This is a genomic window from Pseudomonas entomophila L48 (assembly GCF_000026105.1).
GTDB classification, from domain to species: Bacteria; Pseudomonadota; Gammaproteobacteria; order Pseudomonadales; family Pseudomonadaceae; genus Aquipseudomonas; species Aquipseudomonas entomophila.
This window is the reverse complement of the sequence record NC_008027.1, coordinates 3,760,018-3,773,881: the sequence shown is the minus strand read 5'-3', so window position 1 is coordinate 3,773,881 and position 13,864 is coordinate 3,760,018. Positions and strand designations below refer to the sequence as shown.

The 13,864-nt window shown below is 63.8% G+C and carries 12 protein-coding genes; all 12 read right to left on the bottom strand.

Going from position 1 to position 13,864, the window contains the following annotated elements; all coding sequences use genetic code 11:
• Nucleotides 1–5: 5 nt before the first annotated feature.
• Nucleotides 6–1,538, bottom strand: a complete 1,533-nt coding sequence (nuoM, locus tag PSEEN_RS16160; protein WP_011534623.1) for an NADH-quinone oxidoreductase subunit M — start codon at nt 1,536–1,538, stop codon at nt 6–8.
• Nucleotides 1,539–1,578: 40 nt separating this feature from the next.
• Nucleotides 1,579–3,432, bottom strand: a complete 1,854-nt coding sequence (nuoL, locus tag PSEEN_RS16155; protein WP_011534622.1) for an NADH-quinone oxidoreductase subunit L — start codon at nt 3,430–3,432, stop codon at nt 1,579–1,581.
• Nucleotides 3,429–3,737 carry an NADH-quinone oxidoreductase subunit NuoK gene (nuoK, locus tag PSEEN_RS16150; RefSeq protein ID WP_008096201.1) on the bottom strand — a complete coding sequence of 103 codons (309 nt, stop codon included), beginning with the start codon at nt 3,735–3,737 and terminating at the stop codon, nt 3,429–3,431. The genes nuoL and nuoK overlap by 4 nt, the downstream gene beginning before the upstream one ends.
• Nucleotides 3,738–3,740: 3 nt before the next feature.
• Entirely contained in the window at nt 3,741–4,241 is a 501-nt protein-coding gene (gene nuoJ, locus PSEEN_RS16145) for an NADH-quinone oxidoreductase subunit J (RefSeq protein ID WP_011534621.1), read from the bottom strand.
• A gap of 10 nt (nt 4,242–4,251) precedes the next feature.
• Nucleotides 4,252–4,800, bottom strand: coding sequence for an NADH-quinone oxidoreductase subunit NuoI (gene nuoI / locus PSEEN_RS16140; RefSeq protein WP_011534620.1), 549 nt, complete (start codon nt 4,798–4,800; stop codon nt 4,252–4,254).
• An 11-nt stretch (nt 4,801–4,811) separates the two neighbouring features.
• Nucleotides 4,812–5,819 (bottom strand): NADH-quinone oxidoreductase subunit NuoH, encoded by a 1,008-nt coding sequence (gene nuoH / locus PSEEN_RS16135; protein WP_011534619.1) that lies wholly within the window; start codon nt 5,817–5,819, stop codon nt 4,812–4,814.
• The gene (nuoG, locus tag PSEEN_RS16130) at nt 5,816–8,530 is read right to left on the bottom strand and encodes an NADH-quinone oxidoreductase subunit NuoG (RefSeq protein ID WP_011534618.1); all 2,715 of its coding nucleotides are present in this window, start codon (nt 8,528–8,530) and stop codon (nt 5,816–5,818) included. Before nuoG ends, nuoH begins: the two co-directional genes overlap by 4 nt.
• 133 nt (nt 8,531–8,663) lie before the next feature.
• On the bottom strand, nt 8,664–10,028 hold the full coding sequence (nuoF, locus tag PSEEN_RS16125; RefSeq protein ID WP_011534617.1) for an NADH-quinone oxidoreductase subunit NuoF: 1,365 nt from the start codon (nt 10,026–10,028) through the stop codon (nt 8,664–8,666).
• Nucleotides 10,025–10,522, bottom strand: coding sequence for an NADH-quinone oxidoreductase subunit NuoE (nuoE, locus tag PSEEN_RS16120; protein ID WP_011534616.1), 498 nt, complete (start codon nt 10,520–10,522; stop codon nt 10,025–10,027). Before nuoE ends, nuoF begins: the two co-directional genes overlap by 4 nt.
• A gap of 2 nt (nt 10,523–10,524) precedes the next feature.
• Nucleotides 10,525–12,306, bottom strand: a complete 1,782-nt coding sequence (gene nuoC, locus PSEEN_RS16115; protein WP_011534615.1) for an NADH-quinone oxidoreductase subunit C/D — start codon at nt 12,304–12,306, stop codon at nt 10,525–10,527.
• Between the two features lie 79 nt (nt 12,307–12,385).
• Entirely contained in the window at nt 12,386–13,063 is a 678-nt protein-coding gene (locus PSEEN_RS16110) for a NuoB/complex I 20 kDa subunit family protein (protein WP_008096180.1), read from the bottom strand.
• A gap of 9 nt (nt 13,064–13,072) precedes the next feature.
• A complete protein-coding gene (locus PSEEN_RS16105; protein ID WP_011534614.1) occupies nt 13,073–13,486 on the bottom strand; it encodes an NADH-quinone oxidoreductase subunit A in 414 nt (137 codons plus the stop codon).
• Nucleotides 13,487–13,864 lie beyond the last annotated feature (378 nt).

Sequence of the window (13,864 nt, the reverse complement as noted above, 5' to 3'; positions counted from 1 at the left end):
CGCTCTTACCGGGCCGAAGCGAGTTGAGTGAAAGCGGAACCGAGCCACTGCTGCACACCGCTCATGGTGGCGGCAGAGGTGTCCAGGAACGGCTGCGGATACACGCCCAGCAGGATCAGCAGGCCCGCCAGGCCCAGCACCATGATCAGCTCGCGACCGTCCATGCCGGCCAGCACGGTGTCGGCCTTGGCCGGGCCGAAGTAGGCGCGGTGGATCATGATCAGCGAGTAGACCGAACCGAATACCAGGCCGGTGGTGGCGATCACGGTGATCCACGGTACGTGGGCGAAGCTGCCGATCAGGATCAGGAACTCGCCGACGAAGTTGCCGGTGCCCGGCAGCCCCAGCGACGCGGCGGCGAAGAACAGGCTGATCGCAGGCAGGTAGGCGATGCGGTGCCACAGGCCACCCATTTCGCGCATGTCACGGGTGTGCAGGCGCTCGTACAGCTGGCCGGCCAGGATGAACAGCGCGGCGGCCGACAGGCCGTGGGCCAGCATCTGGATCACCGCGCCTTGCAGGGCCTGCTGGCTGCCGGAGTAGATGCCGATCAGCACGAAGCCCATGTGCGAGACGCTGGAGAACGCCACCAGGCGCTTGATGTCGGTCTGGGCGAAGGCCAGGAAGGCACCGTAGAAGATACCGATCAGGCCCAGGGTCATGGCGATCGGCGCGAACTCGGCCGAGGCGTTCGGGAACAGCGGCAGGGCGAAGCGCAGCAGGCCGTAGGCCGCGGTCTTCAGCAGGATGCCCGCCAGGTCCACGGAACCGGCGGTCGGTGCTTGGGCGTGGGCGTCAGGCAGCCAGGAGTGGAACGGCACCACCGGCAGCTTCACCGCGAAGGCGATGAAGAAGCCCAGCATCAGCACGTACTCGACGCCGGCCGGCAGTTCGGCCTTGAGCAGGTCGCTGTAGTTGAAGGTGAGCACGCCAGTGGTGTTGTAGTTGACCAGCACCAGGCCGAGGATCGCCACCAGCATGATCAGGCCGCTGGCCTGGGTGAAGATGAAGAACTTGGTCGCCGCGTAGATCCGGGTCTTCTTGCCGTCGGTGGAGCTGTGACCCCAGAGCGCGATGAGGAAATACATCGGCACCAGCATCATTTCCCAGAAGAAGAAGAACAGGAACAGGTCGAGTGCCAGGAACACACCGACCACGCCGCCGAGGATCCACATCAGGTTGAGGTGGAAGAAGCCGACGTGGCGCTGGATCTCTTTCCACGAGCACAGCACCGACAGCACACCGAGCAGGCCGGTGAGCAGGATCATCAGCAGCGACAGGCCGTCGAGGGCCAGGTGGATGCTGATGCCGAAGCGCTTGATCCACTCGACTTTGTACTCGAGGGCCCAGGCGGGCTCCGCGCCAGGGGCGGGCGCCAGGGTGTAGTTGCCGTTCGCCCACAGCCACAGGCCGATGCCAAGCAGCAGGGACATGGTCAGCAGCGCGATCCAGCGCGGCAGGGTGGAGCCGAAGCGCTCACCCAGCCAGCACAGGAAGCCGCCGATGAAGGGGATCAGGATCAGCCAAGGCAAAATCATGACGGGTTGGTTTCCTTTGGCAAAGTCGCAAGATTCATAGTCATACCGCGGCCACTACCACGGCACCGAGCACCAGCACGGCGCCCACGGCGATCGAGGCGGTGTACCAGCGCAGCTGGCCGGTCTCGGTCTTGCTCATGGCGACGTGGCCGCCACGGGCCATCCGAGGGATGAGGCCGATGCTGCGGTCAACCGGGTCCTTGCGCAGGAGGTGGCTGATCAGCAGGTAAGGTTTGACGAAGAGCTTGTCGTAGATCCAGTCGAAGCCCCAGGCGGCGAACCACCAGGCCGACAGGACGCGACCGATACCGCTGTTGGCGACCGCGGTAACGAAGCGGCGCTTGCCCAGGAACAGCAGGGCCGAGAGCAGGATACCGGCGATGGCGATGGCGCCCGAGGCGATCTCCAGCGAGTGCTTGGCTTCACCACCGGCGTGGCCGGCGCTTTCAGGCAGCACGCCTGCCAGCGGCGGATGGATCCAGGCACCGACGAAGGTCGACAGCACGATCAGCACGCCCAGCGGCAGCCAGTGGCTGATGCCGTGGCCGGCATGGGCTTCGGTCTTGGCTTCGCCGTGGAAGGCGATGAAGATCAGGCGGAAGGTGTACAGCGAGGTCATGAACGCGCCGACCAGGCCGGCATACAGCAGGCCGCTGTTGCCGCTGGCGAAGGCTTCCCAAAGAATTTCGTCCTTGGAGTAGAAGCCCACGGTCAGGATCGGCAGGGCGGCCAGGGCGGCGCCACCGACCACGAAGCTGGCGTAGGCCAGCGGCAGTTTCTTCCACAGGCCGCCCATCTTGAAGATGTTCTGCTCGTGGTGGCAGGCAACGATCACCGCACCGGAGGCAAGGAACAGCAGGGCCTTGAAGAAGGCGTGGGTCATCAGGTGGAAGATCGCTGCGTCCCAGGCACCAACACCCAGAGCGAGGAACATGTAGCCGATCTGGCTCATGGTCGAGTAGGCGAGGATACGCTTGATGTCGGTTTGTACCAGCGCGGCGAAGCCGGCCAGGACCAGGGTGACGCCACCCACGACGCCGACCAGGTGCAGGATGTCCGGCGCCAGCAGGAACAGGCCGTTGGTACGGGCGATCAGGTACACGCCCGCGGTCACCATGGTGGCCGCGTGGATCAGCGCCGAAACCGGAGTCGGGCCTGCCATCGCGTCGGCCAGCCAGGTCTGCAGCGGCAGCTGGGCCGATTTACCGACCGCGCCACCCAGCAGCATCAGGGTCGCCAGGACCATCCAGGTGTCACCGGCCTGGAACTTCTGCGGTGCCAGCACCAGCAGTTCCTGCACGTTCAGCGTGCCCAGCTGGGCGAACAGGATGAACAGGCCGATGGCCATGAACACGTCGCCGATACGGGTGACGATGAAGGCCTTGAGTGCCGCGTTACCGTTGTTGCGGTTGCTGTAGTAGAAACCGATCAACAGGTACGAGCACAGGCCCACGCCTTCCCAGCCGAAGTAGATGAACAGCAGGTTGTCGCCCAGCACCAGGAACAGCATGCTGGCGATGAACAGGTTGGTGTACGAGAAGAAGCGCGAGTAGCCGGCTTCGCCACGCATGTACCAGGAAGCGAACAGGTGGATCAGGAAGCCGACGCCGGTGACCACGCCCAGCATGGTGACCGACAGGCCATCCACGTACAGGGTGAAGTTCGGCGCGAAGCCGTCCACCGACATCCACTGCCACAGCAGCTGGCTGTACGCGCCGCCTTCAGGCGGGGCGACATTGAACTGCCAGATCACGTAGGCGGCCACGGCGGCCGAGAGGCCCACCGAACCGACGCCGACCAGCGCCGACAGGTTCTCGGACCAGCGGCCGCGCGAGAACGACAGCAGCAGGAAGCCGATCAGGGGGAATACGAACGTCAGGAAGATAAGGTTCATCCGCGCATCTCACTGGCAGCATCGATGTCGAGAGTGTGGAAGCGGCGATACAGCTGCAGCAGGATCGCCAGGCCAATGCTGGCCTCGGCGGCTGCCAGGCTGATCACCAGAATGAACATCACCTGGCCGTCGGGCTGGACCCAACGGGCACCGGCGACGATGAACGCCAGGGCGGAGGCGTTCATCATGACTTCCAGGCTCATGAGCACGAAGAGGATGTTGCGGCGGACCATCAGGCCAACCAGACCTAAGCAGAACAGGATGCCGGCGACCGCCAGACCATGCTCGAGAGGGATAGCACCCATGATTTACTCCTTCGCCTCGTTGCGGCCCAGGTGGAAGGCGGTGACGGCCGCGGCGAGCAGCAGCATCGACGCCAGTTCGACCACCAGCAGGTACGGGCCGAACAGGCTGATGCCGACGGCCTTGGCGTCCACGGTGGTACCGCTGATGGCCGCGCCACTCGGGGTGACGAACAGCACGTACAGCAGCTCCAGCAGCAGCAGGGCGGCGAGAATCACCGGCCCCGCCCAGATGCCCGGCTTGAGCCAGCCACGTTCCTGGGCGACCGAGGCCGGCCCGAGGTTGAGCATCATCACCACGAAGACGAACAGCACCATGATGGCGCCGGCGTAGGCGATCACTTCCAGGGCGCCGGCGAACGGCGCACCGAGGGAGAAGAAGATCATCGCCACGGAGATCAGCGAAATGATCAGGTAGAGCAGGGCGTGCACGGGGTTGGTGCCGGTCACCACGCGAAGCGTGGAGACAACGGCGACACCGGATGCGAAGTAGAAAGCGAATTCCATCTTTCTGTCCTTATGGGAGCAAGCTCTTCACGTTGATCGGCTCGGCCTCGTTCTGCGCAGAGCCCTTCGGCTTGCCAGCGATCGCCATACCCGCAACACGGTAGAAGTTGTAGTCAGGGTTCTTGCCGGGGCCGGAGATCAGCAGATCTTCTTTCTCGTACACCAGGTCCTGACGCTTGAACTCGGCCATTTCGAAATCCGGAGTGAGCTGGATCGCGGTGGTCGGGCACGCCTCTTCGCACAGGCCGCAGAAGATGCAGCGCGAGAAGTTGATGCGGAAGAACTCGGGGTACCAACGGCCGTCCTCGGTCTCGGCCTTTTGCAGCGAGATGCAGCCGACCGGGCAGGCCACCGCGCAGAGGTTGCACGCCACGCAGCGCTCCTCGCCGTCGGGGTCGCGGGTGAGGACGATGCGGCCACGGTAGCGTGGCGGCAGGTACACGGGCTCTTCGGGGTACTGCAGGGTGTCGCGTTTGCGGAACCCGTGGGAGAACACCATCACCAGGCTGCGCAGCTGGGTGCCGGTGCCCTTAACGATGTCGCCGATATACTTGAACATGGGTCAAATCCTCACTGGGCCGCGACGGCTGGCGTGTTGTAGAGCACAACCGCAGCGGTCACCAGCAAATTGATCAGGGTCAGCGGCAGGCAGAACTTCCAGCTGAAGTCCATCACCTGGTCATAGCGTGGGCGCGGGATCGAGGCGCGCAGCAGGATGAACAGCATGATGAAGAACGCGGTCTTCAGGGCGAACCACAGGAACGGCACTTGCGGCAGGATGCCGAACGGACCGTGCCAGCCACCGAAGAACAGGGTTACCAGCAGCGCCGAGATCAGGATGATGCCGATGTACTCACCGACGAAGAACATGCCCCATTTCATGCCGGCATATTCGATGTGGTAGCCGTCGGCCAGTTCCTGTTCCGCTTCCGGCTGGTCGAACGGGTGACGGTGGGTCACGGCGACGCCAGCGATGAAGAAGGTGCAGAAACCGAAGAACTGCGGAATGATGAACCACAGGTTGTTGGCCTGGTATTCAACGATGTCGCGCATGTTGAACGAACCCACCTGCACCACCACGCCCATCAGTGCCAGACCGAGGAACACTTCGTACGACACGGTCTGCGCCGAGGCCCGCAGGCTGCCCAGCAGGGCGTACTTGTTGTTCGACGACCAGCCGGCGAACAGCACGGCATAGACCGACAGGCCGGCCATGGCGAAGAAGAACAGCAGGCCGATGTTCAGGTCGGCCACGCCCCACAGCGGGGTGATCGGGATGACCACGAAGGCGATCAGCAGGGCACTCATGGCCACGACCGGCGCCAGGGTGAAGATCATGCGATCGACGAAGGGCGGGTTCCAGTCTTCCTTGAAGAACATCTTCAGCATGTCGGCGGCGATCTGGAACATGCCGAACGGGCCGACACGGTTCGGGCCGTAGCGGTCCTGCCACCAGCCCAGCAGGCGCCGTTCGACGAAGCTGAGCAGCGCGCCGCAGACCACCACGGCCAGCAGGACCACGATGGCCCGCACGACAGTGAGGATCACATCGATCACTTCGGGGGTGAACCAGCTCATTGTGCTGCCTCCTGCAGACCTTCGACGGATGCACCGAAGATGGCGGGCGGAATGCCGGCCAGGCCTTTGGGCAGCGCAACCAGGCCAGCGCCCAGTTCTTCATTGATACGCAGCGGCAGGCGCAGCGAAACGCCGGCGACGGTCAGGCTCAGCAGCGCGCCGTCGTTGACGCCCAGGCGGTCGGCCTCGGACTTGGCCAGGCCGACGTAGGCGGCAGGGATACGCTCTTGTACCGGGGCGGCGCGCGAGGAACTCTCTTCGCTGCCGAACAGGTGGAAGAACGGTACCGCGGTCCAGGTGCCGCGAGCCGGGTTGAACGCGCCCGGAATGGCGGTGAACCAGTTGAGCTTGTCGCCTTGCGACTCGATCAGACGCACGCCCGGGTCACCGGCACGCAGGTGGCCACCCACTTCGTCCTGGAACTTGTTCCAGGCCTGCGGCGAGTTCCAACCCGGCGACCAGGCGAACGGCACTTGCTGGCGCGGTTCGGCGGAGCCCGAGTAACCTTCCATGGAGAAGGCGAACGCGGTGTCCTTGTCCTGTGGCGTGCGCGGCTCGTGCACGCTGATGTTGGCGCGCATGGCGGTACGGCCGGAGTAGCGCAGCGGCTCGCGGGCCAGCTTCATGCCCTTGATGCGGAACGCGGCGCTTGGCGCGGCGTTGACGATGCCGGCCAGTTGCGGGGCGGCTTCGGCGCAGGCGCTGGTGACGTGGTCCAGCTGGGTCCAGTCCACCGGCTTGTTCAGCAGGGTGGCACGCAGGGCGTGCATCCAGCGCCAGCCTTCGTGGATCTGGATGCTGCTGTCCAGGTACTGCGGGTCGAACACCTGGAAGAAGCGCTGGGCACGGCCTTCCTGGCTGACCAGGGTACCGTCGCCTTCGGCGAAGGAGGCGGCCGGCAGTACCAGGTGCGCGCGGTCCAGAGTGGCGGTCTTGGAGTGGTCGGCAACGATCACTACCTTGGCCGCAGCGAGGGCGGCGTCGACCTTGGCGGCCGGTACGCGGGCGTACAGGTCGTTCTCCAGTACGACGATGGCGTCGGCCTTGCCGCTGATGACCGCGTCCAGCGCGGCGTCGACAGACTCGCCGCCCATCATCGCCATGCCGAGGCTGTTGGCCTCAGGGACGACCAGGCTCAGGGAACCGTTCTTCTCGCGCAGCTTGAGGGCCTTGGCGATGTTGGCGGCGGCTTCGATCAGCGCAGGGTCCGCCAGGGAAGTACCGGCGACCACCAGCGGACGCTGGGCGGCGACCAGGGCATCGGCGATGCGTTGGGCCAGGGCTTGAGCTTCCTGGTCCAGGCCAGTGACGGCCGGAGCGCTCGGGTCGATGGCGTGAGCCACGGCGAAACCGATGCGGGCCAGGTCGGCAGGGGCGGCGTGTACACACTCCTCGGCGACGTCGTCCAGCTTGGTTTCAGCCAGCGAAGCGATGAACAGCGGGTACAGCGCATGCTGGCCGATGTTTTTCACCGCGGCGTCCAGCCATGGTTGGACCTTCATCGACTCGGCCATGGCCTCGGCCTTGCCCTTGGTGGCCTGGCGCACGGCCAGGGCGACACGGGCGGCAGTTTGCGTGAGGTCTTCACCAAGCACGAACACAGCGTCGTGGTCTTCGATGTCGCGCAGGGTCGGGACTGGTAGCGGGCTGTCATTCAGCACGTTCAGCGCCAGGCGCACGCGGGCCAGTTCGCCTGCTTCCATACCGGAGTAGAAGTACTCGGCACCGACCAGCTCACGCAGGCCGTAGTTGCTTTCCAGGCTGGCGCGTGGCGAGCCAATGCCGACGATGGTACGGCCGCGCAGCAGGTCGGCGGCCTTGTCCAGTGCAGCGTCCAGGCTCAGCTTGGTGCCGTCGGCCAGCAGCGGCTGGCGTGGGCGGTCCTTGCGGTTGACGTAGCCATAGCCGAAGCGGCCACGGTCGCACAGGAAGTACTGGTTCACCGAGCCGTTGAAGCGGTTCTCGATGCGGCGCAGTTCACCATAACGTTCGCCGGGGCTGATGTTGCAGCCGCTGGAGCAGCCATGGCAGATGCTCGGGGCGAACTGCATGTCCCACTTGCGGTTGTAGCGCTCGGAGTGGGTCTTGTCGGTGAACACACCGGTCGGGCAGACCTCGGTGAGGTTGCCGGAGAACTCGCTTTCCAGCACGCCGTCTTCAACGCGACCGAAGTACACGTTGTCGTGGGCGCCATACACGCCCAGGTCGGTGCCGCCGGCGTAGTCCTTGTAGTAGCGCACGCAGCGGTAGCAGGCGATGCAGCGGTTCATCTCGTGGGCGATGAACGGGCCGAGGTCCTGGTTCTGGTGGGTACGCTTGGTGAAACGGTAGCGGCGCTCGTTGTGGCCGGTCATTACCGTCATGTCCTGCAGGTGGCAGTGACCGCCTTCCTCGCACACCGGGCAGTCGTGCGGGTGGTTGGTCATCAGCCATTCGACGACGCTGGCGCGGAACGCCTTGGACTCGTCATCGTCGATGGAGATCCAGGTGCCGTCGGAGGCAGGGGTCATGCAGGACATGACGATACGACCACGGGTGTCGTTCTCGTCGGTGTACTGCTTGACCGCGCACTGCCGGCAGGCACCGACGCTACCGAGCGCCGGGTGCCAGCAGAAATAGGGGATGTCGAGGCCGAGCGACAGACAGGCCTGTAACAGGTTGTCCGCACCGTTGACTTCGAGCGCTTTGCCGTCTACGTGGATAGTGGCCATTGTTCAAAGTTCTTCGTTGGCCCGCGTGGGCGGGCGTGGCTAATGGAAATCGGTGAGCCTGCGGCCGGCCTCGAATCGTTCGGGCCGGCCTGCGGGCTGGCGGATGGCACGGACCATCCGCTGCTTCATCTTGTTATGCGCCGACCACGATCGGCTTGGCCAGGTTCGGGCGCAGGGTGTCGGCCGCGCTAGCGGGAGCGACACCGGCCTCGAACTCGGACCGGAAGTATTTGATGGCACTGCCCAATGGCTCGACGGCACCCGGTGCGTGAGCACAGAAGGTACGGCCTGGGCCGAGGAAGTTGACCAGACCCAGCAGGGTCTCGATGTCTTCGGCGCGGCCCTGGCCTTTCTCCAGGGCGCGCAGCATCTTCACGCTCCACGGCAGGCCGTCGCGGCACGGGGTGCACCAGCCGCAGGATTCGCGGGCGAAGAACTCTTCCATGTTGCGCAGCAGCGAAACCATGTTGACGCTGTCGTCGACCGCCATGGCCAGGCCAGTACCCATACGGGTGCCGACCTTGGCGATGCCACCGGCGTACATCTGCGCATCGAGGTGCTCGGGCAGCAGGAAGCCGGTACCGGCGCCGCCAGGCTGCCAGCACTTGAGCTTGAAGCCGTCGCGCATGCCACCGGCGTAGTCTTCGAACAGCTCACGGGCGGTGACGCCGAACGGCAGCTCCCACAGACCGGGGTTCTTCACCTTGCCGGAGAAGCCCATCAGCTTGGTGCCGTGATCCTCGCTGCCTTCGCGGGCCAGTGACTTGTACCAGTCGTTGCCGTTGGCGACGATGGCTGGGACGTTGCACAGGGTCTCGACGTTGTTCACGCAAGTCGGCTTGCCCCATACGCCGACGGCGGCAGGGAAGGGCGGCTTGGAACGTGGGTTGGCGCGGCGGCCTTCCAGCGAGTTGATCAGCGCGGTTTCTTCACCGCAGATGTAGCGCCCGGCGCCGGTGTGCACGAACAGCTCGAAGTCGAAACCGGAACCGAGGATGTTCTTGCCCAAGAGGCCTGCGGCCTTGGCTTCGTCGATGGCGCGATTGAGGTTCTTCGCCGCGGTGGTGTATTCGCCACGCAGGAAGATATAGCCGCGGTAGGCCTTCAGCGCACGGGCGCTGATCAGCATGCCCTCGACCAGCAGATGGGGCTGTTGCTCCATCAGCATGCGGTCTTTCCAGGTGTTGGGTTCCATTTCATCCGCGTTGCACAGCAGGTAGCGGATGTTCATGGATTCGTCTTTGGGCATCAGGCCCCACTTCACGCCCGTGGGGAAGCCTGCGCCGCCACGGCCCTTGAGGCCGGAGTCCTTGACGCTCTGCACGATGTCGTCGGCGGACATCTCGGCCAGTGCCTTGCGGGCAGCGGCGTAGCCGTTCTTCGATTCGTACTCGGCCAGCCAGACCGGCTCGCCGTCGTCACGCAGGCGCCAGGTCAGCGGGTGGGTTTCGGCCGAGCGCGCGATGCGGTTGGCCGGGCCGAAGGAAGTGATGGTCATACGTAACCCTCCAGCAGTTTGGTAACGCCAGCCGGTTGCACGTCGCCAAAGGTGTCGTCGTCGATCATCAGCGCCGGGGCCTTGTCACAGTTGCCCAGGCAGCACACCGGCAGCAGGGTGAAACGCCCGTCGGCGGTGGTCTGGCCGAGGCCGATGCCCAGTTCGCTCTGGATCTGGCTGACCACCGACTCATGGCCGCCGATGTAGCAGACCATGCTGTCGCACACGCGGATGATGTGGCGGCCGACCGGCTGGCGGAAGATCTGGCTGTAGAAGGTGGCCACGCCCTCGACGTCGCTGGCGGGGATGCCCAGCACTTCGCCGATGGCATAGATGGCGCCGTCCGGCACCCAGCCGCGCTCTTTCTGGACGATCTTCAGGGCTTCGATGGACGCCGCGCGCGGGTCCTCGTAGTGGTGCATCTCGTGCTCGATGGCCGAGCGCTCGGTTTCGCTCAGGGCGAAACGGTCGGTTTGGATAAGCGTGCTGTTCATGCTTAGCGGTCCACGTCAGCCATAACGAAGTCGATACTGCCCAGGTACGCAATGAGGTCCGCGACCATGCTGCCTTTGATCACCGAAGGGATCTGCTGCAGGTGCGGGTAGCTCGGGGTACGGATCCGGGTGCGGTAGCTCATGGTGCCGCCGTCGCTCGTCAGGTAGTAACTGTTGATGCCCTTGGTCGCCTCGATCATCTGGAACGACTCGTTGGCCGGCATGACCGGGCCCCACGAGACTTGCAGGAAGTGGGTGATCAAGGTCTCGATGTGCTGCAGGGTGCGCTCTTTCGGTGGCGGCGTGGTCAGCGGGTGATCCGCCTTGTACGGGCCTTCCGGCATGTTGCGCAGGCACTGGTCGATGATGCGGATACTCTGGCGCATCTCCTCGACGCGGACCATGCAGCGATCGTAGGCATCGCCGTTGTGGGCCAACGGCACTTCGAACTCGAAGTTCTCGTAGCCGGAGTAGGGGCGGGCTTTACGCAGGTCGAAGTTGCAGCCGGTGGCACGCAGGCCGGCACCGGTGGTGCCCCATTCCAGGGCTTCCTTGGTGTTGTACGCGGCGACGCCGATGGTACGGCCCTTGAGGATGCTGTTCTGCAGGGCGGCCTTGGTGTATTCGTCGAGGCGCTTGGGCAGCCATTCGACGAAGTCCTTGACCAGCTTGTCCCAGCCGCGTGGCAGGTCGTGGGCGACGCCACCGATGCGGTACCAGGCCGGGTGCAGGCGGAAACCGGTGATCGCCTCGATCACGGTGTAGGCGCGCTGGCGGTCGGTGAAGGTGAAGAACACCGGGGTCATGGCGCCGACGTCCTGGATGTAGGTACCCAGGAACAGCAGGTGGCTGGTGATGCGGAAGAACTCGGCGAGCATGATGCGAATCACGTCGACCTTCTGCGGCACCTGGATGCCGGCCAGCTTCTCGACCGCGAGCACGTACGGCAGGTTGTTCATCACCCCGCCGAGGTAGTCGATACGGTCGGTGTAGGGGATGAAGCTGTGCCAGGACTGGCGCTCGGCCATCTTCTCGGCGCCACGGTGGTGGTAGCCGATGTCAGGGACGCAGTCGACGATCTCTTCGCCGTCCAGCTGCAGGACGATACGGAACGCACCGTGGGCCGAAGGGTGGTTCGGGCCGAGGTTGAGGAACATGTAGTCCTCGTTGGCGCCGTGACGCTTCATGCCCCAGGCTTCAGGGTTGAAGCGTGCCGACTCTTCTTCAAGCTGCTGCTTGGCCAGCGTCAGGCTGTAGGGGTCGAACTCGGTGGCGCGGGCCGGGTAGTCCTTGCGCAGCGGGTGACCTTCCCAGGTCGGCGGCATCATGATGCGGCTCAGGTGCGGGTGGCCGGCAAAGTCGATGCCGAACATGTCCCAGACTTCGCGCTCGTACCAGTTGGCGTTGGGCCAGATACCGGTCACGGTCGGCAGGTTGAGGTCGCCTTCGCTCAGCGACACCTTGATCATCACGTCGCTGTTACGTTCTACCGACAGCAGGTGGTAGAACACGCTGAAATCGGCGGCGGGCAGGCCACGGCGCTGGGTGCGCAGGCGCTCGTCGACGCCGTGCAGGTCGTACAGCATGCTGTACGGCTTGGCGACGCCGCGCAGGAAGCTCAGCACTTCCTTGAGTTGGGCACGTTTTACCCATAATACCGGCATGCCGGTGCGGGTTTCCTGGGCGACGAATGCGTCGGCGCCAAAACGGTTGTGCAGTTCGACGACCACATCCTGGTCGTCAGCCTTGTAGGGCGGAATATAAATAGCGTTGTCCGCTGTCATGGTCTCGGTCGCTTTGGGTCAGCGTTAAGAATGAAGCCAGGCCGCCGGCTCCTTCGGGAGCGGGCGGCAGGTCGCTGGATCAGACTTCGTCGGGGCTGCGCAGGTTGGTTACCGCGATACGCTGTTCGCGACGCAGGTCTTTCTGGGCGGGCATCTCGGCACGGTAGATGCCTTGATCACCGACAACCCAGGAAAGCGGGCGTCGCTCCTGGCCGATCGATTCCTGCAGCAGCATCAGGCCTTGCAGGAAGGCTTCTGGGCGCGGCGGGCAGCCAGGCACGTACACGTCCACGGGGAGGAACTTGTCGACCCCCTGAACGACCGAGTAGATGTCGTACATGCCGCCGGAGTTGGCGCACGAACCCATGGAGATGACCCACTTGGGTTCGAGCATCTGCTCGTACAGGCGCTGGATGATCGGCGCCATTTTGACGAAGCAGGTCCCGGCGATGACCATGAAGTCGGCCTGGCGCGGCGAGGCCCGGATGACTTCGGCGCCGAAGCGGGCGATGTCGTGGGGTGCCGTGAAGGCCGTGGTCATTTCCACGTAGCAGCAGGACAGGCCGAAGTTGTACGGCCAGAGGGAGTTCTTGCGACCCCAGTTGACCGCGCCACGCAGCACATCTTCGAGTTTCCCCATGTAGATGTTCTTGTGGACCTGGTCCTCTAGCAGTTGATCGGTGACGGTTTCCCGCTCACCGACCGGATACTGCTCGTTGGGTGCATCCGGATCGATTCTGGTGAGATTGTATTGCATGCCAAAGCCTCATTGTTTCAGCTTCGCTTGCCGCTTGCGGCGACCTTCGGGAGCCCAATCGAGCGCCCCGACGCGCCATAGGTAGACAAGACCAGCCAACAGAATTGCTATGAAAACGAGTGCTTCGACGAATCCGGTCCAGCCGCTTTCGCGGACGGACACAGACCATGCATACAGGAAGAGGGCTTCGATATCGAAGATCACGAACAGCATCGCGACCAGATAGAATTTGGCGGACAGGCGCAGGCGGGCGCTGCCGACGGGCAGCATGCCGGATTCGAAGGGTTCGTTCTTGGCGCGGCCCCAGGCCTTGCTACCGAGCAGGCTGGACAGGCCGAGCATGAAGGCACACAGGCCGACGACACCCAGGAGGAAGATGGCAAAGCCCCAGTTGTGGGCGATGAGTCCTGCCGAATCGGACATGCTTGAAATCCTTATACAGAGACCCAGCTCTGCAGTCTGAAATAAGTAGAGCGGCGACGTGGTGTCGCAGACGCAGTGACCAAATGTCGCAGCTGAATCAATCGCGCTGATTTTATGGGTAAACCCAGAGCAAGTAAAATTTCCGTTGCAAATTTATTCGTAGGTTTAAGAACAAAAATCATCTCTAACTGGCTGAAACCCTTGATTTTCGGGCATTGCGCGCGGTTTTGTTAATTATGTTTCTTGCCTCGCGTAACGACCGCTTAGTTGTGTAATGATAATTAATATCATTTAGCTTGGGCTGTAATGTTTTAGCGTTTCTGAGCCTTGTAAAGTTCCTCGGGCAATCTGCCCACTTGCAAATGCGAAAAACTCTCG